17 protein-coding genes are annotated in these 19431 nt (G+C 36.8%); 2 read left to right on the top strand and 15 right to left on the bottom strand.

The features are described 5' to 3' along the window. Window positions 1–29 precede the first annotated feature (29 nt). The 6 genes from opp4A to MKX67_RS08240 all read right to left on the bottom strand — a co-directional run bounded on the left by opp4A (window position 30) and on the right by MKX67_RS08240 (window position 7188). Window positions 30–1754: an oligopeptide ABC transporter substrate-binding protein gene (gene opp4A, locus MKX67_RS08265; RefSeq protein ID WP_095369808.1), complete on the bottom strand. Its 1725-nt coding sequence runs from the start codon at window positions 1752–1754 to the stop codon at window positions 30–32. Window positions 1755–1776: 22 nt separating this feature from the next. Beyond that, a complete protein-coding gene (locus MKX67_RS08260) occupies window positions 1777–2766 on the bottom strand; it encodes a dipeptide ABC transporter ATP-binding protein (protein ID WP_095369809.1) in 990 nt (329 codons plus the stop codon). Next, window positions 2756–3790 (bottom strand): ABC transporter ATP-binding protein, encoded by a 1035-nt coding sequence (locus MKX67_RS08255; RefSeq protein WP_341091975.1) that lies wholly within the window; start codon window positions 3788–3790, stop codon window positions 2756–2758. The genes MKX67_RS08260 and MKX67_RS08255 overlap by 11 nt, the downstream gene beginning before the upstream one ends. A 258-nt stretch (window positions 3791–4048) precedes the next feature. Then, the gene (locus MKX67_RS08250; protein ID WP_191814889.1) at window positions 4049–4831 is read right to left on the bottom strand and encodes a DUF2268 domain-containing putative Zn-dependent protease; all 783 of its coding nucleotides are present in this window, start codon (window positions 4829–4831) and stop codon (window positions 4049–4051) included. Window positions 4832–4970: 139 nt separating this feature from the next. After that, window positions 4971–6209 carry a beta-ketoacyl-ACP synthase II gene (fabF, locus tag MKX67_RS08245; RefSeq protein ID WP_095369812.1) on the bottom strand — a complete coding sequence of 413 codons (1239 nt, stop codon included), beginning with the start codon at window positions 6207–6209 and terminating at the stop codon, window positions 4971–4973. Between the two features lie 46 nt (window positions 6210–6255). Continuing rightward, on the bottom strand, window positions 6256–7188 hold the full coding sequence (locus MKX67_RS08240; protein ID WP_095369813.1) for a beta-ketoacyl-ACP synthase III: 933 nt from the start codon (window positions 7186–7188) through the stop codon (window positions 6256–6258). Between the two features lie 238 nt (window positions 7189–7426). Between MKX67_RS08240 and MKX67_RS08235 the strand changes: the two genes are divergently transcribed. Continuing rightward, window positions 7427–7681: a hypothetical protein gene (locus MKX67_RS08235; protein WP_095369814.1), complete on the top strand. Its 255-nt coding sequence runs from the start codon at window positions 7427–7429 to the stop codon at window positions 7679–7681. Window positions 7682–7709: 28 nt separating this feature from the next. Here the strand turns inward: MKX67_RS08235 and MKX67_RS08230 are convergent, their stop codons facing one another. The 4 genes from MKX67_RS08230 to MKX67_RS08215 form a co-directional block, all read right to left on the bottom strand. Beyond that, window positions 7710–7901, bottom strand: coding sequence for a ComZ family protein (locus MKX67_RS08230; protein WP_191814887.1), 192 nt, complete (start codon window positions 7899–7901; stop codon window positions 7710–7712). A gap of 12 nt (window positions 7902–7913) precedes the next feature. Further along, window positions 7914–8879 carry a BMP family ABC transporter substrate-binding protein gene (locus MKX67_RS08225; RefSeq protein WP_095369816.1) on the bottom strand — a complete coding sequence of 322 codons (966 nt, stop codon included), beginning with the start codon at window positions 8877–8879 and terminating at the stop codon, window positions 7914–7916. 120 nt (window positions 8880–8999) lie between these two features. Then, entirely contained in the window at window positions 9000–9761 is a 762-nt protein-coding gene (locus tag MKX67_RS08220) for a hypothetical protein (RefSeq protein WP_095369817.1), read from the bottom strand. A 146-nt stretch (window positions 9762–9907) separates the two neighbouring features. Further along, complete coding sequence (locus tag MKX67_RS08215; RefSeq protein ID WP_307317891.1) at window positions 9908–10642, bottom strand: hydrolase; 735 nt, start codon at window positions 10640–10642, stop codon at window positions 9908–9910. Window positions 10643–10864: 222 nt separating this feature from the next. Here MKX67_RS08215 and MKX67_RS08210 point away from each other — a divergent pair, with 222 nt between their 5' ends. Then, entirely contained in the window at window positions 10865–11056 is a 192-nt protein-coding gene (locus MKX67_RS08210; RefSeq protein ID WP_191814879.1) for a YjzD family protein, read from the top strand. An 86-nt stretch (window positions 11057–11142) separates the two neighbouring features. Here MKX67_RS08210 and clpB read toward each other — a convergent pair whose 3' ends face one another. The 5 genes from clpB to MKX67_RS08185 all read right to left on the bottom strand — a co-directional run bounded on the left by clpB (window position 11143) and on the right by MKX67_RS08185 (window position 19431). Then, window positions 11143–13737: an ATP-dependent chaperone ClpB gene (clpB, locus tag MKX67_RS08205; RefSeq protein WP_342489119.1), complete on the bottom strand. Its 2595-nt coding sequence runs from the start codon at window positions 13735–13737 to the stop codon at window positions 11143–11145. Window positions 13738–13846: 109 nt separating this feature from the next. Continuing rightward, a complete protein-coding gene (locus MKX67_RS08200) occupies window positions 13847–14026 on the bottom strand; it encodes a YjzC family protein (protein WP_095369821.1) in 180 nt (59 codons plus the stop codon). Between the two features lie 290 nt (window positions 14027–14316). Beyond that, window positions 14317–15270, bottom strand: coding sequence for an ornithine carbamoyltransferase (gene argF, locus MKX67_RS08195; RefSeq protein ID WP_095369822.1), 954 nt, complete (start codon window positions 15268–15270; stop codon window positions 14317–14319). Then, window positions 15267–18359 carry a carbamoyl phosphate synthase large subunit gene (locus MKX67_RS08190; RefSeq protein ID WP_342489118.1) on the bottom strand — a complete coding sequence of 1031 codons (3093 nt, stop codon included), beginning with the start codon at window positions 18357–18359 and terminating at the stop codon, window positions 15267–15269. Before MKX67_RS08190 ends, argF begins: the two co-directional genes overlap by 4 nt. Further along, on the bottom strand, window positions 18352–19431 hold the full coding sequence (locus MKX67_RS08185) for a carbamoyl phosphate synthase small subunit (RefSeq protein ID WP_342489117.1): 1080 nt from the start codon (window positions 19429–19431) through the stop codon (window positions 18352–18354). Before MKX67_RS08185 ends, MKX67_RS08190 begins: the two co-directional genes overlap by 8 nt.

The following is a 19431-nucleotide window of genomic DNA, read 5'->3' as shown; positions in this document are numbered from 1 at the left end:
CCTTATCATTTAAAAGTTCGCTTGTCTAATTATTCAGTTACATACCACTCATGTGTATTTGTTTCGTTGTAACCTACAGCATTAATATGAACTCCTTGAAGGCGCTTATTAATACCATATAAATCTAGATTTTCCCATAATGGAATACCAGGAAGCTCTTCATTGATAAGTTTTTGCCATTCAACATAAACCTCTTTACGATATTCTTTGTCGAACGCTTTCTCGCTTAAACCTTCATCTAGCAACCTTTGATTATCTTCATTTACCCAACGTCCATAGTTCCACTCTGCATTATTCGCCCATAGGCCAGATGGATCCGGATCAGAGCCAGTACTCCATGAACCAAAAAATGCTTCTAACGCTTCATCATCTTTATCTTTCATATCATTGTATAAGTTAAATTCGACTAATGATCCAGTCGCTAATTCCGTTTTTACGCCAATATCATTCCATGATTGGATGATTGCTTGAGAACGACCTTCAAATGTTGCATTCCCAGCATAGTGACCAAATGAAATGGAGAATGGTTCTCCTTCAGGATCTTCTACAAAACCGTCCCCATCAACGTCTTTATAGCCGGCCTCAGCTAGTAGCTCTTTCGCTTTTTCTGGATCATACTCATATTGATTTAATTCTGACTCCTCTGCTGCAATCCAGAAAGTTGAAGGAATAACTGTGTTAGATACTGTACCTTTACCTGATAAGAACGCATCAATCATCGCTTGACGATCAAGAGCATGAATTAAGGCATGGCGTAACTCTTTGCTTTTAAATTTGTCAAAATCATCAACATTTGTACGTGTTTCTTGATCACGGTGACCAAACCTTAAACCGATATAAGAATACCCTACACCTTTTGTTTCTTCAACTGTGATATGTTCCATCGTTTCAAGTTCTTCTACTTGTGCAGGAGCAACGCCCATAATGTCAACTTCACCATTCTGCAGGGCACCATTTGCTACTGCCGGATCAATCACTTTGACTACTACTCCATCAAGTTTTGGTTCACCTTTATAGTAATCTACAAACTTCTCTAACTCTACATATTCACCAGCTTTAACAGACTTAACTTTAAATGCTCCTAGACCTACTGGTGTTTGTCTAACTTGTTCTGATTCACCAAGCTCTGCTATAGCCACTCCCTCATAATGCTTTTTAGGCATTGGATAAGACCAAAGATTTTCAAGATTATTGATTTTTACAGATTCAAATGTAATTGCAATCGTATATTTGTCAACTAACTCAATTCCTTCAATTGTCTCCGCTTTTCCATCCTTTTTTTCTTTAGCTCCTTTAATACCTTCTACATAATTAAAACGTGGGCCAGTATACTCAGGATCAGCCATTGTTTCCAATGCAAATTGGTAGTCTTCTGCTGTTAGTTCCTCACCATTATGCCATTTTACGCCCTCTTTAAATTTGAACGTATAAGTGAGCTTATCATCACTAATTTCCCAAGTGGCAAGGTCTGGTTCATATTCTAATTCGTCATTTACTGAATAAATACCATCAGTCATGAAATTCAAGATTTCGGCATCAATCGCACTGCCATAATATGCTGGCTCTAATACACCCTCTGGAGCAGATGTCACTGCTACTGTCACATTTCCACCCTCAACCGGTTCACCAGTGTTGGCTTCGTCTTTATCTCCATCTTTTTCATTCCCACTCGTTTCGTTCCCGCTATTACAAGCTGCTAGAAACATAGAGAATACGAGTAATAACGAAATTAACCAAAAAGATTTCTTTTTCATTGTTCTCCCCCTAAATGATTTTTTAGTTATATAAATGACAAGCTACGTTATGACCAGCCTTCACCTCCTTTAAAGTCGGTTTCACTTCCATGCACTCTTTCATGGCATGTGAACAGCGTGGATGAAACGGGCAACCCGTTGGAGGATTGGCCGGACTTGGTACATCACCTTCTAAGATAATTCTCTGTTTCTTCTTTCTCGGATCCGGCTCAGGTATGGCCGAAATCAAAGCTTGTGTGTATGGGTGAAGTGGTTCTGCAAAAATACTATTCTTATCAGTTACTTCAACAATTCCACCTAAATACATCACAGCAATTCGATCACTCATATGCTTAACAACACTCAAATCATGTGCAATAAATAAAAATGTTAATTGAAATTCATTTTGCAGTTCCTTTAAGAGATTCAATACTTGGGACTGTACAGATACATCAAGTGCTGATACAGGTTCATCCGCAATAATTAGCTTTGGACGTAGTGCTAATGCTCGCGCAATACCAATCCTTTGCCTTTGACCACCAGAGAATTCATGAGCATATTTATAATAAGCATCTGACGGAAGTCCGACCTTATTAAGGAGATCCATGACTTCTTCTTTTAATTCTTTCACTGATTTCCCTCTAAAATTAACGAGCGGTTCTGAGACGATGTCCCCAACCATTTGCATTGGATTAAGTGAGGCGTATGGATCTTGGAAAACCATTTGAAAATCTTTGCGAATTGCTCTTAAAGTTTTTCCTTTCAAACTTGAAATATCTTGTCCATCAAAAATAATTTTTCCATCTGTTGGATTCATAAGTTTTAAAAGCGTTCGACCTGTCGTTGATTTGCCGCAACCCGATTCTCCAACAAGTCCAAATGTTTCGCCATTATGTATTTGAAAACTAACTCCGTCTACAGCTTTGACATGTCCTACCGTTCTTTGAAAAAAACCTGCTTTAATCGGGAAATATGTTTTTAAATCTTCTACTTCTAATAACACTTCTCGCTTCTCAGCTGTGTTATTTGACATATGTATTCCTCCCATTAGTCTGATAGCTGTTCTCATATAAAAGACAAGCAGCCTCATGTCCATTTTCAACAAAACCTAATAAAGGTGTGATTTCAGTACATTCAGGCATTCTTTTTGGACAACGATCAGCAAATCTACAACCAACTTCTGGCATATCTTTAAGGGATGGTACTAAGCCGTCAATCGACCCTAATTCTTTCTCTTCTTCATCCAATTTAGGGATCGATTGTAATAATAACTGTGTATAAGGGTGTTTAGGGTTATGAAAAAGTGCATCTACATTTGTTCTTTCAACAATTTTCCCAGCATACATAACAATTACATCGTCACACATTTCAGCAACGACCCCAAGATCATGGGTAATAAGAATTATTGCCATATTATTGATTGATTGAATTTCCCTTAATAAATCTAGTATTTGGGCTTGTACTGTCACATCTAATGCAGTCGTTGGCTCATCAGCTATAAGTAACTTTGGTTGGCAGGCAATCGCAATAGCAATCATTACCCGTTGCCTCATTCCCCCTGAAAGTTGATGGGGATATTCATCAACGATATTCTCTGGCCTTGATATGCCTACTTGTCTTAAAAGATGGATGCTTTTTTCTCGCGCATCCTTTTTCGAAATCTTCTGATGATTAAAGAGAATCTCCTGTAATTGAAAACCAATTGTGAATACAGGGTTAAGTGCCGTCATTGGTTCTTGGAAAATCATTGAGATATCATTACCTCGGATGGTATTCATTTGATTAATGGAGTAATTCTCAATATTCTTACCTTCAAAAACAATTTCACCACCAGTGACTTTTCCTGTTTCCTTCGGTAATAACTGCATAATGGACATAGACATGACACTCTTTCCACAGCCTGATTCTCCCACGACACCAAGAATTTGTTTTTTCTTTACGTCAAAAGATACATTATCTACTGCGTGATAGACCTTTCCGTCTATATCAAAACCTGCTTTTAATTCTTTTACTTGTAAAATTGTGTCCAAGCTAGGACTATCTTCTTTTCCTATCATTTCAACACCTCAATCGTAATATCTTACAGTATTGTAAAATATTTAGTACTAGGATTAATTATCTGTATATTATTACAAATAGATTACGAATACAAGGAATTTTTTCAAAAATCTATCTTTTGATAATATTATAAATAGTATGGAGTGGTCATGAAATAGTTCTTACATCCTGTTACTTGTATGTTAATATAAGGAAAAAATACTATTTTACTTACTTTGACAATTTCCTTATTTCCTTTACATGTTTTCTCACCTACTCTATTCTTTTTCCCACTGAGGCAAAAATAACTTCGAAGGAATAACCATGCTTTCTTTAAGCTTGATTTTCTTTTCATTGTCATACATTGAGACAATTTCATAGCCAATGGAATAGCCAAGCATTTTTGGATATTTCCCCTCACCGAATAGAATTTGGTCATGTAATTCATTGTCTCTCTTTATGTCTATATTGTTTTTTACATATTTATGCCAATAGTATCGTATTCTTTCTCTATCATGTTCTGTGCACCACTTTGAACGATACGATTTTCCACAACTCTTCTCCACTGCCCATTCTGCTAATCCTTCTAATACTATGCTATCCAATAGTGTATACTCAGCCATTTCTTTTTTTAATCTCTTCATTCTGCAGATATGATGGTATTCATGAACAAATAATGCTTCTAACTCTTTCTCATCTTCTAATGGAGCGAGAAATAAAAACATCTTGTCAGGGAATGACAAGCCAGACTTCACATAAGATGTTCTAAAGAATAATCCGCCTTGTGCAATTGGAAATAAGTAAATTGGGACATCTGGCCCTTTCCAGTTTTTTCTATACTTATTTAATAACAATTCAACCTTTTCCCATGTTCTATTTTCTTTTAACTGTTTGAATTGTTCTTTATTCCTTCTATTTGGTGAATACATGCCAAAGGAGGATAAGAATTGGTATAACCTTTGTGGCTCGTTTTCATGGAATGAATCTAACAATGGTTCAATTAACTTTTCTGGATCAGTAAAATGCTGATTTAACCATTCATCTGTTCTAATTACCGGCATATGTTTCTCTCCCATCAAATGTTGTTGTTTATTTTATGGAAGAGACAAATAATCGGTTCAAAAGAAAACCATAAAAATATAAAAAACACGGACAAATTCCGCCATGTAACAAAGCAGAACTTATCCGTGTTTCATTTTATTATTGATATTTTTTGAAGACGATTGTTGCGTTATGACCACCAAAGCCTAATGAGTTACTCATAACAGCTCCAATAGTTTTTTCTCTTGATACATTAGGTACATAATCTAAGTCACAATCTGGATCTTTTGTATTGTAATTAATCGTTGGTGGCAACGTACTATCTCTTAACGCTAAGATAGAGAAAATCGCCTCAACGCCTCCGGCAGCACCTAGAAGGTGACCTGTCATAGATTTGGTTGAACTAATGGCTAAATGATAAGCATGTTCACCAAAAACACTTTTCACTGCAACAGTTTCATATTTATCGTTATAATCTGTGCTCGTACCATGAGCATTAATATAATCGATTTGTTCAGGAGTGAGTCCCGCATCGTCAAGTGCCATTTTCATTGCACGCGCACCGCCTTCCCCCTCTGGTGCAGGTGCGGTAATATGATAGGCATCTCCAGTAGAACCATACCCAACAATTTCAGCATAAATATTGGCACCGCGAGCTAGTGCATGTTCTAATTCTTCAAGAATGAGAATACCTGCACCTTCTCCGATAACAAATCCATCTCTATCTTTATCAAATGGACGACTTGCTGTAGCTGGATCTGGATTGGTAGATAGCGCTGTGTTAGCACAGAATCCTGCAACAGACATTCTCGTAATTGGTGCTTCTGCTCCTCCTGTTACCATGACATCAGCATCACCACGCTGAATGACTTTAAAAGCATCACCGATTGAATTCGTTCCAGTTGCACAAGCGGTTACTGTACAAGAATTCACTCCCTTTGCACCTAATGTGATTGATACTTGCCCTGCAGCCATATCCGGTATCATCATTGGTACAAAGAATGGACTCACTCGGCGGTAGCCTCTGTTTAAAAAGGTTTCAAATTGATTCTCGAATGTTTCCATTCCACCGATTCCTGATCCTACCCAAACGCCAACACGATGCGCGTTTTCATCATTTATCGTCAAATTAGCATCTTTCACTGCCATGATGGAAGAAGCCACTGCATAATGAGTAAAGCGATCCATCTTTCTTGCATCTTTCTTCTCTAAATACTCATGAATATCAAAATCCTTCACTTCCGCAGCTACTTTAGCAGGATATTCATCAGCATTTAATCTTGTTAGCGGTCCTACTCCAGATTTTCCAGCTTTAATATTACTCCACGACTGTTCTACATTATTTCCAACCGGTGTTACTGCTCCAAGTCCTGTTACAACGACACGTTTTTTTTCCACTATTATGTCACTCCTTTTATATCAATAAAACCTATTATATTTATACTTATTTTCCCCATTTTAAAGCGATGGCTCCCCATGTTAATCCGCCACCAAATCCGACCATTACGATAATATCATCATCTTTAATTTTCCCAGCTTCTATCTCCTCAATCATAGCAATTGGTATAGAAGATGCTGATGTATTACCATATTTATCAATTGTTTTTGACATTTTTTCAATTGGTAACTCTAAACGTTGTCTAGAAGCTTCCATGATACGAATATTTGCTTGATGAGGGATAAGAAAATCTACATCCTCTTTTGTTAAACCTGCTTTTTCTAATACATTAATACAACTTTCACCCATTTGTCTAACAGCAAACTTATAAACTTCTCTACCATTCATCACAATGTACTTATCTTGATAGAGATGCTTCGCTCCACTCCCATCTGCTCCTAGTTCAAATGATAAAATGCCTCTTCCTTCAGATACAGGGGCAATGACAGCAGCACCCGCACCATCTCCAAAAAGGACAGCTGTATTACGATCAGACCAATCGGTTACTTTAGACAGCTTTTCAACGCCTACCACTAGTACATTCTGATACGTTTTCGTTTCAATAAATTGTTTCGCTGTAATCACACCGTACATAAAACCAGCACAAGCTGCACTTACATCCATAGCTGCTGCTTTCTTTGCCCCTAACTTTTCCTGCAATAAACAAGCAACACTTGGAAATGGCTGATCTGGTGTGACAGTTGAGACAATAATTAAATCGATATCTTCAGGAGACAAGTCTGCATCCTGTAATGCTTTTTTTGCAGCAGCGAATGCCATATCAGAAGTATCTGTATCGTCATCGGCAATCCGCCTTTGTTCGATACCTGTTCTCGTGCGGATCCATTCATCTGAAGTATCCATTATTTTTTCTAAATCAGCATTCGTTACTATTTTTTCGGGCAAGTATCTACCTAAGCCAACAATTCCAGCATTCATCTTTCCCACTCCCTTTTTCTTTTCCACTTTGTCGTTATAAGAAATTCAACCTTTTTGTTTACGAGAAATAAAATTTAATATCAATTATTAGTACTTGGTACTAATTTTATCAAATAAGCAGGTATAGTTTCAATATTTTTCTTCATAATTATTATTTTCGTCCAACCTTTTCTTTTATTCACCCATATATTATAAGGAATAACCTATACAATAGAAGATCAAAAGGAGGATTGCTTATATGAGTGAAGAACCGTTTTTTAATCAATTTATGTTTGGTAATAGAGATGCTCGTCAAAGTGAAGATTGGATTCTCGGAAGAAAACATCAGCAGGAGGAGGAAAAATCACCTTCTATTTTGAATACAATCGAACAATTAGATTTAGGGGAATTAATGGTCAATATGTCTCAATTAATGGATTCTGCAGAGGAATTAAAACCACTTTTAAAACATGCTGCTCCAATCGTTGAAGTCTTTATGAATAAAAAAAGCTAACGGCGATCCCACGCCGCTAGCTTTTTTCTTATTCATGCTCTTTTTGTGCATCTGCTTTCCCTAATTCATAAGCTTCATTCATCACTTGTGTAAACATCGTCATAAACGGTTGAATCATTTCCATTGATAAATTTACACCTGACTTTTCTAGTTCCGCTTTTGCTTCAGGTAGATATTTCATCGCGATTTGCATAAATTCCATTGTTTTATCATTTGACATTCTGTGATCCTCCTATGATGGTTCTTTCGGTAAATTACCTGTTTCTTTATATTTTTTTACTGCTGCATTTAATTGTTGAATAAAGGTTGGAGATAATTCTGGACTATACGCACCTAATGAAATGACATCATCTTGAAAGTCAAAAGAAAGGTTCCCAGACTGCAGTTCTCCATTATGAAATTGTTCTGCTACTATTTCATACAAATGGTCAACATGTTGAATTGTACTTGTTAATACTGCTGATTTTCCTAAATGGGATTGGTCAGAAACATAACCAATGGCATATAAACCATGCTCTTTTACTTTTTCAATGACAGGGACATTATATCCATCACCTGCTGGATAAACGACATCTGCTTTTTCTATGACCAACTTGTCCATTAACCCCGCAGCCTTATGGGCATCATCCCAATTTTCAACATAATGTATTTTAACATTTGCTTCATCATTTTGAAAGTTCACACCATCAATAAAACCTTTTACTTCTGGCTGCCATTCAAATGCCGCAATAATACCAACAATATTAGTAGATGTCATCTCACCAGCCACCATACCTCCGAAAAAGCCCATTGCATATCCTTCAAAATTTAAACTTGTCGTATTTTCATTTTGTGCGTCCCCGTTAAAGCTTATAAACTGAATGTCTGGATATTGTGCTGATATTTGATTAAAGTACTCTGCATATTCATTTCCATGTCCAAAAATTAAATTGACCCCTTTTTTTGAAAATTCCTTTACCGCTCTTTCGACAACGAGTTGTGAGTTCATTCCTTCTTTATAATACACATCAATATCATAAGTAGACTGTATCTTGAGTAGGCCTTTATACCCTTTCGTACCCCACACTTGATCATTAATGGTATCCGGCACTAATAAGCCAGCCTTTTGCAGCTGACCCCCAGAAAATACCTGTCCACATGACGATAATAGAAGAAGGCATAGAACCAAACTCCCCCACTTAATTAAAGCTCTCTTCATTTCTATATCTTTCGCCCCTTTATGTTAGTTGATTTTTTCTTTCGAAAAGACCAACTAACATCATTCTAACCTTTTATCCTAGTGATTGAAAAGGTTTTTCCGATGAAAGTACTTTTATATTTATGGGAGAATATCCACATGTCTTTTCTGTTGACTAAGCGCTTTTTCCACCGATAGATGGTTATTAATATGAATTGTTTGAGGTTCGTCTCTTAAACTGTTATCTTCTTTTACAGTATGACTTCCAAGATTAATTTGTAAATAATCTACACATTGCTGCCAATGGTTTTCAATTCCACTGCTAATTATTTTTTCTCCACTCTTATTGTTTGATAAAAAATCATGCAATAAACAGGTGATGGCTTCGTCTATATAAACAGCATCAGCTCGCCATTCCTTTTCACTGACACTTTTATTGTGGTTATTATGCATTAGCTTTTGTTGAAAAAGCATTTCTTCCGGTTGAAACGGTCCATATACTGTTGGTAAGTAATAGATATGAGCATGAGAAAAGGTCTTTTGCACCCATTTTTTTGAATGACCTGTATACAACCATTGAATGGGCAAAGTAATCACACATTTTCGCTTTTCAAAAGAAATTTTATCTAAGATAGGAACTAAAAACCTCTCCATATTTATATCTTTAATATATAAACTGTAACCATCAATAAAAACAGTGGCCTCATCTTCGAGCAAAGTGTTTAAACTATCTATATCCACTTCAGTTAAGTTCGCATTTCTCCCAACGGATAATTGTTTTTCTAAAGCATCATCTGCCTTCAATGAATTGAGCAGTAAAACCTCTGTCCCTTCTTCTAACAGCCCTTTACACGTAGCAAAACCTACAAAACTATAACCATCAATTACAACTGCTTGCTTCATACCCCAGCCTCCAGTCGTCTGTTTTATTGTATACTATGCGGAATTATCTTTATATATCATCGAAATCTCTCACTCAAATATGACTTATAACAAACTAGCAAGTTTTACATAACAAAAAAATTGTCTGAGGGATTTTTTCCTCAGACTTATAATATCGTCTCATTTTCGTTGAGAAATCGAATAATATGGTAGCTTAAACTATGCCTTTTCTCTGGTAATAAATAATTGATTGAGACTTGTTGATTGTTTTCTGACCATTTCACTGATAAGTCTTTTAAATGATGAGATTGTTTATATGCACGACTACTTGAGAGGATATGAATGATTTTTACTGGGAGGTCTACTTGAAGGAATTGTTCTTCATTTATTGCGATGGATTCATCTATCTCTTTAATATTACTCACAAGTGCAGCCTCAACTTCTTTCTTTAATTTTTTATAGAAAAATTTATGTTCTTTTTCTTGTTCCAAATGTGTTTTTAATGAAAAGATGGGATTGATAAACGTAATCGACCGTATATTCTCATTCATTTCATTCATTAATGCACCAGCGACAAGTGCGCCCATACCTTCAGCAATAATATGGATTCTTTCATTAATAATTTCATGTCTAATCGTATGGGCATACAATCTTTTTGCCATTTCAATGGCTTTACGACTTCCCCAATTTCGCCCATATAGATTCGAATAAAAGATAGTATAACCATCTCTTCTTAATGCTGATATGAGAGATGATTTCCCTTCATTTTGTGTCCAGAAGCTTTGTTTCTCATCAACAAAATGGCGTTCATCCCCAATGATAAGAATACCGAAACCACTTGGCTTTTCTGGGTAATGAATCATATTCCATTCTGTATGCAGTTGAAAGTTTCGGCTATCCATTTTATTAACCCCTTTACTGTTGTTCATACTAATGTATGATTGTACAGGTAATTTGAATAGGATATTTGCCTAGCTTTTAATGAATTAGTTCAAACGCTTGATTCCAACTGTTATTCACATTTTAGACATAATCCTATGAAAAAAAATCAGTGAATCACGTTTATAATCCAACCATTGTATGATACTATTAAATAGACTGACATACGTATGAGGTGAGTAAAAATGCAATACATTTGGACGTTCATTTGGACATTCTTACTTATGAATATGGTTACTTATGTAGTAAGCAACATGAATGGTGTAAGTTATGATTTACAAACAGCAACCGTCCTTTCGGTTGTAGTAAGTATTCTTCTTTACATTCTTGCTGCTGTCATTCCTGCAGCACCAGAAGAGAAGGAAGGACTACATTAAGAATGGCAACAAAAGTCATCCAATATGGATGACTTTTGTTTTTTTACTTTCGTTAATATATCCAGTTTATGCTATTTTCTACTGGTTCATGATTGTTTTATGATGAGTTTTGTACTGTCACTAGTGATAGCTACATGTGATTTCGCTTGGATATTTCCCGCAATCATTTCTTTTGCTAATACTGTTTCAATTTCTCTTTGCATGTAACGCTTCAATGGTCTTGCACCGTATATGGGATCAAAAGCCGTTTCTGCAATAAAAGCCTTTGCCTTATCATCTATCGTTAAGTTAATTTGTTGATGAGTTAACCTTTGTTGTAGTTCATGGATTAGTTTTTCAACAATTCCTTTCATCTCTTCTTTACCTAAAGGATGAAATAAAATAACCTCATCTACTCTATTTAAAAACTCTGGCCGGAAATGCGATCGTAACATTTCTAATACTTTATTCCGAGTTTCTTCTATTATATTACCCTTCTCTTTCGCTTCATCGCGTTCAAGCAAAATATGAGATCCTATATTTGATGTCATTATGATGACGGTATTCTTAAAATCAACTGTTCTACCTTGAGAATCAGTAACCCTTCCGTCATCCAACATTTGTAAAAGAATATTGAACACTTCAGGATGTGCTTTCTCTATTTCGTCTAGTAATAGGACGGCATACGGATTCCTGCGAACCGCTTCTGTTAATTGTCCACCTTCTTCATACCCAACATACCCTGGTGGTGCACCAACTAGTCTTGATACCGCATGTTTTTCCATATACTCTGACATATCAATTCTAATGATATGTTCCTCACTATCAAATAAAGATTCCGCTAAAGCCTTTGCCAACTCTGTTTTTCCAACTCCTGTAGGACCTAAGAAAATAAAAGAACCAATCGGCCGTTTCGGGTCTTTTATACCTGCTCTTGCTCTTAAGACCGCATCTGAGACAAGTGTGACGGCATCATTTTGACCGATGACCCTTTTTTGTAGAATCGACTCTAATCGCAATAACTTCTCCCGTTCACTTTCAACTAATTTAGAGACAGGTATACCAGTCCATCTCGATACAATATCAGAAATTTCTTCTTCGGTTACCTCTTCACGTAATAAACGGTTATCATTTTCTTTATTATTCGCCTCTTCTTCTAATTGTTGTAACTCTTTTTCACATGCAGGGATTTTCCCATGTCTTAACTCTGCTGCCTTATTAAGGTCATACTTATTCTCAGCTTCCTCTAGCTCTCTTTTCAAAATTTCTAACTGCTCTCGTTTTGATTGTATCGATTGTATCGCAGCCTTTTCTGTTAACCATTTCGCTCTCATTTCTTTCGCTTGTTCCTTAAAGTTAGTAAGTTCTTCTCTTAGTTTCTCTAACCTACCTTGACTGATTTCATCAGACTCTTTTAGCAGAGCGGCCTCTTCAATTTCAAGCAGCATTACCTTTCTTGTTACTTCGTCAAGCTCCGTAGGCATAGAGTCAATCTCTGTCCGGATCATTGCACATGCCTCATCAATTAAATCAATCGCTTTATCTGGTAAAAAACGATCTGTAATATAACGATCAGATAAAGTAGCTGCTGCAACAATAGCCCTGTCATGAATATTAACCCCATGATGAATTTCAAATCTCTCTTTTAAACCTCTTAAAATAGAGATAGAGTCTTCTACATCAGGTTCTTTTACTAATACTTGTTGAAACCTTCTCTCTAATGCCGGATCTTTTTCTATATACTTTCTATGTTCATCCAATGTTGTTGCGCCAATACAATGTAGCTCACCTCGGGCAAGCATCGGCTTCAACATATTACCAGCGTCCATCGCACCTTCTGTTTTACCAGCTCCAACGATTGTATGTATCTCATCTATAAACAGAAGAATACGACCATCACTCTTTTTAATCTCTGCTAACACTGCTTTTAAGCGTTCCTCAAATTCACCTCTAAATTTAGCACCAGCAATTAACGCACTCATATCTAATGAGAAAATCGTCTTATCTTTCAGTCCCTCTGGTACATCTTTTCTAACAATTCTCTGTGCTAATCCCTCAACAATTGCTGTTTTACCAACACCTGGCTCCCCGATGAGGACAGGATTATTTTTCGTTTTCCTTGAAAGTATGCGAATTACATTACGTATTTCTTGATCTCTGCCAATGACAGGATCTAATTTCCCTGTTTTCACTTCTTCCACTAAATCTCTACCATATTTATGAAGTACTTCATAAGTACCTTCTGGGTTTTGTGATGTCACCTTTTGATTCCCCCTGATCTCTTCAATTGCTTGTTTGATATCCTCCTTTTTCATTAAAAAGAGGTCTGTAACATTCGTCTTTGCCACAATCACTGCCCATAAAACATGTTCAATGGATATATAATTGTCCTGCCATTGCAATCTTAATTCTTCTGCTTTTGACAAGGTTTTTCTTAAATCATTAGTAAGATAAAAAGAATTTAAATCCACACCACTTCCACTAACCCTGGGTTTTCTTTCTAATAAATGTTGCAATGATTGTTTCACATTTCCAATTGTAAAATCACTTCGTCTTAAAATATTTGTAAAAAGATGATCCTCCTGCAAGAAGGAAAGGAATAAGTGCACCGTATCCACCTCTTGGTGACCTTTATTTGTCGCCATCCTTTTGGCAGTCATTAAACCTTCTTGCAAAGAGGTTGTCATTTGATTAATATCCAATCGCAAGTCACACTCCTGACCTTTTTTGACCTTTGTTTTATTATAAAATTATTTCCTACCATATGTAAAGCCATCCACATTTTGGGATGGCATCTGATCGGTTTCATTATTATGGTTTTCTTTGATAAGTCCATAATCGATTATGGTTTGAGTTTTCAGGAAATCGATCACCCGCACGAAGACTTACCACTTGTGGGTTATTCACATTACTGCCAGTTTCTCCAATTTCAATATATTTACCATTATTCGGCGCTTTCTGCCCTGCTCTAAATTGTCGATTTTGTCCCAAAATGAGCACCTCCTTCAAACTTACACTTTTATTATTTCCGCGAGAAGGAGGAATCATAAAGGAAATTGTAGGTATTGTGTTTTACTCAAATCAGATTGCAAGCCTGGCTTTGGCGCTTTTATTGTTGGGTGTACTTTTTAAATCACTCTTACTCCGCAGCTATCTTTGCCCATTTTTCCTCTCAATGGAAGAGCTATACCTTTTTGCTCACCTCAAACTGCCTAAATTCTCTTCTAATGATAAAAAGCACGAACCATTCTAGGAACAGAATAATTCATGCTTCAGGAAACTTATAGTAATTCAGTTAATAAGGCTTTTTGTGCGTGAAGGCGATTGCCTGCTTGTTGGAAAACAGCGGAGTGATCACCGTCAATAACAGACGCCGAGACTTCTTCCCCACGGTGTGCGGGCAAACAGTGAAGGAATAAATAATCTTCTTTTGCACAGGCTACTAGTGACTCGTTCACTTGATAATCATGAAAGACTTGTAAACGCATTTCATTTTCTTCTTCTTGACCCATACTCGTCCAGACGTCCGTATAGATGACATCAGCGCCATCAACCGCCTTTTTCACATCGTTTTCGACGAGAATTTTACTACCTGTCACTTCAGCAAATCCTTGTGCTAAAGCAACCACTTTTTCATCTGGTTCGTAGCCTTTCGGACATGCAATCGTCATATGCATGCCAACTTTTGCTGCTGCAATCATTAATGAGTGAGCTACATTATTGCCATCTCCTACATAAACACAACTGATACCTGCTAATTGTCCTTTTACTTCTTTAATCGTTAACAAGTCTGCTAGTGCTTGACAAGGATGATATTGGTCCGTTAACCCATTAATCACTGGAATAGTAGCATGTGTTGCAAGTTCTTCTATAATATCATGAGAAAATGTACGAATCATAATACCATCAACATAATTAGATAATACTTTTGCTGTATCTGCAATCGTTTCTCCTCTACCGATTTGCATATCATTACTATTTAAATATAGGGCATGACCGCCAAGTTGTAACATACCCGCTTCAAAGGAAACCCTTGTACGTGTAGATGACTTTTCAAAAATCATTCCCAATATTTTGCCCTTCAATGGCTCTTCGGCTTGATGATCCGTTTGCTTCATTTCATATGCCTTTTCGACAAGACCAATGATTTCTTCAGAAGAATAATCAGCTAATGTTAGCATATCCTGTCCTTGTATATCTAACTTTTTACCACATACAGTCGATGTTGTAATCATGATATCGTCACTTCCTTTACATTGTCTTTTTGCCAATCCTCAATTGCTACTGCTTGCCAATCCTTTTCGGTTAAAGCAAGTAAATAGGCCTCAAGCGACTCTAATTCACTAAAAGTGTGTAGTCTGTTTTTAACCGCCCATTCCCGCATACGTTGGTTTTCATCACCAGTGAACGGATTGTAAAGTGCAACAGTTGTTTCATCTAATTCGGCACCTTGAGCATCTAGCAATTTGGTATTTGACTCTTTTGCCAATTTCCTAATTCCATCTGTTAATTCACCACTATACAAAACGGACCGTTCTTTATCTCCATGTAATTGGAACACTTTCTTTAAAGCTTGTGGTAAAGTCGCTGCTAACGCAATTCCTTCCCCAGTTGACTTCATTTCTGGTCCTACTTTAGCATCAAGACCTTTTAGTGCATAGTTAGAGAAAACCGGATATTTGACAGTAACAAATGTTTGCTTCGTATCTTTTGGAAGTTGGTCTTTTTCGAAAAATTGCTTTCCTAATAATACTTTCGTTGCCTCTTGAACCAATGGAATAGCAGTCACTTTACTTACAATTGGCACCGTTCGACTTGCCCTCGGGTTTACTTCAAGTAAGTAAACTTTGTTATCATCAATAATATATTGGATGTTCATTAAACCTTTATATCCAAGCTTTTTAACCATCAATTGTCCATACTTAATCATAAGATTTTGTACTTCTTTCGATAAGCTTTGTGGCGGTAAGACTGACATACTATCACCAGAATGAACCCCGGTCCTTTCAATATGCTCCATAACTGCCGGGATGAGAACATGCTCTCCGTCTGCGGCTAAGTCAAGCTCCGCCTCTTTCGCCTGTAAAAATTGATCTACAAGTACAGGGAATGGAATATCCTTCTTTTTATAAACTTGAAACGCTTCATCATTATAAATGGTTTCCATTCCCATCCCACCGATTACATAAGATGGTCTAATCAATACAGGATAGCCGATTTGGTTTACATATTGTTCGAGTTCAACTTCATTTTCTGCCACGTATCCTTGAATATGTGGGATTTCAAGTTCATCTAATAATTGATAAAATAATTCTCTATCTTCAAGGGTATCAATAGTTTTCGAATCAGTACCGAGTAATTTTACCCCGTAATCCTCTAGCTGATTAGCTAAGTTAAGCGCTGTTTGTCCCCCTACTTGAACAATGACTTCATTCACTTGTTCCGCTTCAATTACATTCATCACGTCTTCAATGATTAATGGTTCAAAATAAAGACGATCTGCTGTCGTAAAATCTGTGCTGACTGTTTCTGGATTATTATTAATCATAATCGTTTCAATACCTTCATCTTTTAAAGCAAAGACACTTTGTACAGAACAATAATCAAATTCAATTCCCTGGCCAATTCGTATCGGACCACTACCAATGATTAAAACTTTTCTTTTATCGCTCGGTATTTGTTCATTTTCTCCAAAATAGCTAGAGTAAAAATAATTGGAAGACGCAGCGAATTCGGCGGCACATGTATCAACCATTTTATAAGATGGGATTATCCCCATTTCTTTTCTTTTATGACGAACAGCTTTTTCATCGACCTGCCACACTGAAGCAAGGTAGGCATCACCAAAGCCCTTTTCTTTGATCAGTTGCATCATTTCTGGCTCAATATTTTCGAGTGAAGCTTGTGCAATCTCTTTTTCTAATGAGATTAAACGTTGGAAAGCTGACAGATAAAAATAATCAATTTTAGTGATGTTTTTTATCTCTTCAGCGCTTACCCCACGTCTCATTAACTCTAATATAATGAAGAATCTTTCATCTGTTTGGCCAGCTAACTCCTTCAGTAACGTCTCTTTTGTATCTTTTTTGATCCGAGGATAGTGAAGATCAAGTCCTTTTCCTTCAAGGGAATGAACCGCTTTGATCAGCGCTCTCTCCAAGTTTCTATCAATCCCCATTACTTCTCCTGTTGCTTTCATTTGCGTGCCTAATTTGCGATCAGCATCAGAGAACTTATCAAACGCCCATTTTGGAAATTTGACAATGCAATAGTCTAGTGCCGGTTCAAAACTAGCAAAAGTATCACCAGTAACTGGGTTAATAATTTCAGAAAGATGATAGCCTACAGCCAACTTTGCTGCCATTCTTGCAATCGGATATCCAGTTGCTTTAGAAGCAAGAGCAGAAGATCGACTAACACGAGGATTCACCTCAATCAGGTAGTAATTTTTACTTTCTGGGTCTAGAGCAAATTGAATATTGCATCCACCAATGATGCCTAACTCAGAAATAATTTTGACAGAAGCACTACGAAGCATTTGGTACTCTACATCGCTTAATGTCTGACTCGGGGCAACAACAATACTATCTCCTGTATGTACACCTACTGGATCAATGTTCTCCATATTACAAATGGTGATACAAGTATTGTTGCTGTCGCGCATCACTTCATATTCTACCTCTTTAAACCCAGCAATACTTCTCTCTACTAGCACTTGCGTAATCGTACTTTCTTTTAGGCCACTCTTAACGAAATGCTTTAATTCATTCATATCTGTTGCAATACCGCCACCTGTTCCACCTAGGGTATAAGCAGGTCGGATAATGATAGGGAAACCAATCTTTTCAGCAAACGCAACCGCTTCTTCCACATGATGAACGATTTCACTTTCTGGAACTGGTTCATTTAGGTCATTCATTAATTGGCGAAATGCTTCCCGGTCTTCACCTTTTTTTATTGCTTCGATACTGCTACCTAAAAGTTTCACCTCATATTTATCTAATACGCCTGCTTCACTTAGTTGAAAGGTTAAATTTAGACCTGTTTGACCACCTAAAGTTCCTAATAAGCCATCTGGTTTTTCTTTTTGAATGATTTTTTCAATACTATTTACTGTTAATGGTTCAAAGTAAATCTTATCTGCAAATGCGTGATCTGACATAATTGTTGCAGGGTTATTATTTACTAATATTACCTTATAGCCTTCTTCTTTAAGCGCCGCGCATGCTTGCGTGCCTGCGTAGTCAAATTCTGCTGCTTGCCCAATCACGATTGGTCCCGATCCGATGACCAGGATAGATTGGATACTGTTGTCTTTAGACATATGCGATAACGCTCCCTTTCTTCTCTTCAATCGTTTGAATAAATTCTAAAAATAAATAATGCGTATCTGTTGGTCCAGGATTAGCTTCAGGGTGAAATTGTACCGTCTCAATCGGATAAATTTCATGAGTAAGACCCTCAACAGATTGATCATGCAAATTAATGAACCTTGTTTTAAACCCAGTTGTTTCTAAACTTACTGTATCAACAACATAGCTATGGTTTTGTGAAGACATCATGACACGTCCTGTTTTCAGATCACTAATAGGGTGATTCGCCCCTCTGTGTCCAAAAGATAACTTTGTTGTGTTCCCCCCAAGTGCAAGTGCTGCTAACTGATGTCCTAAACAAATCCCTAAAGTAGGGTAGCTGGTAATTACTTTTTTAAGTTCAGGTAAGACATTTTGAAGCGTTTTCGGATCTCCAGGACCATTGGACAGTAGGATACCATCAGGATTTAACTTAGCAACTTCATTGAATGTTGTAGAAAATGGCACAGTGGTCACTTTACAATTTTGCTGTAATAAGCTATTAAGTATTGATTTCTTATAGCCAAAATCATAAAGAACAACATGTTTATCACCTTCACCATATGTGTGCATCTGAGGATTAGAAACCAATTCAACCTTATGATCCTCTTGTTTACTCCATGTTGTTTCTTTTACAGAATGAGTTGACATAGTTGCTGGCATGGAACCAACTGCCCGAATTTTTTTCACAATTGACCTTGTATCCATATGCCCTAGCACAGGAATATTCCATTTATGCAAATACTCCTTCAGTGTATAGGAAGATTGATAATGTGAAGGTTCATTAGTCCCCTCATAAACAATCACTCCAGCTACATGTGGCTTCTTACTCTCAAAGTCTGATTCATTCACGCCATAATTCCCAATTAAAGGATAAGTGAAAACGATAATCTGATCTTTATAGGATGGATCTGTTAGCACTTCTTGATAACCTGTCATTCCTGTAAAGAAAACAATTTCTCCTGCAACCTCATTTTGTGGTGGCGTATTTAGCCATTCCCCTTTATAACAATGACCGCTTTTTAAATGTAGATACCCTTCCAT

The sequence above is a fragment of the Cytobacillus sp. FSL W7-1323 genome, from assembly GCF_038595015.1.
GTDB lineage: Bacteria > Bacillota > Bacilli > Bacillales > Cytobacillaceae > Cytobacillus > Cytobacillus kochii.
The sequence above is the reverse complement of the archived record's forward strand: the minus strand, read 5'-3'. Positions and strand labels throughout refer to the sequence as shown.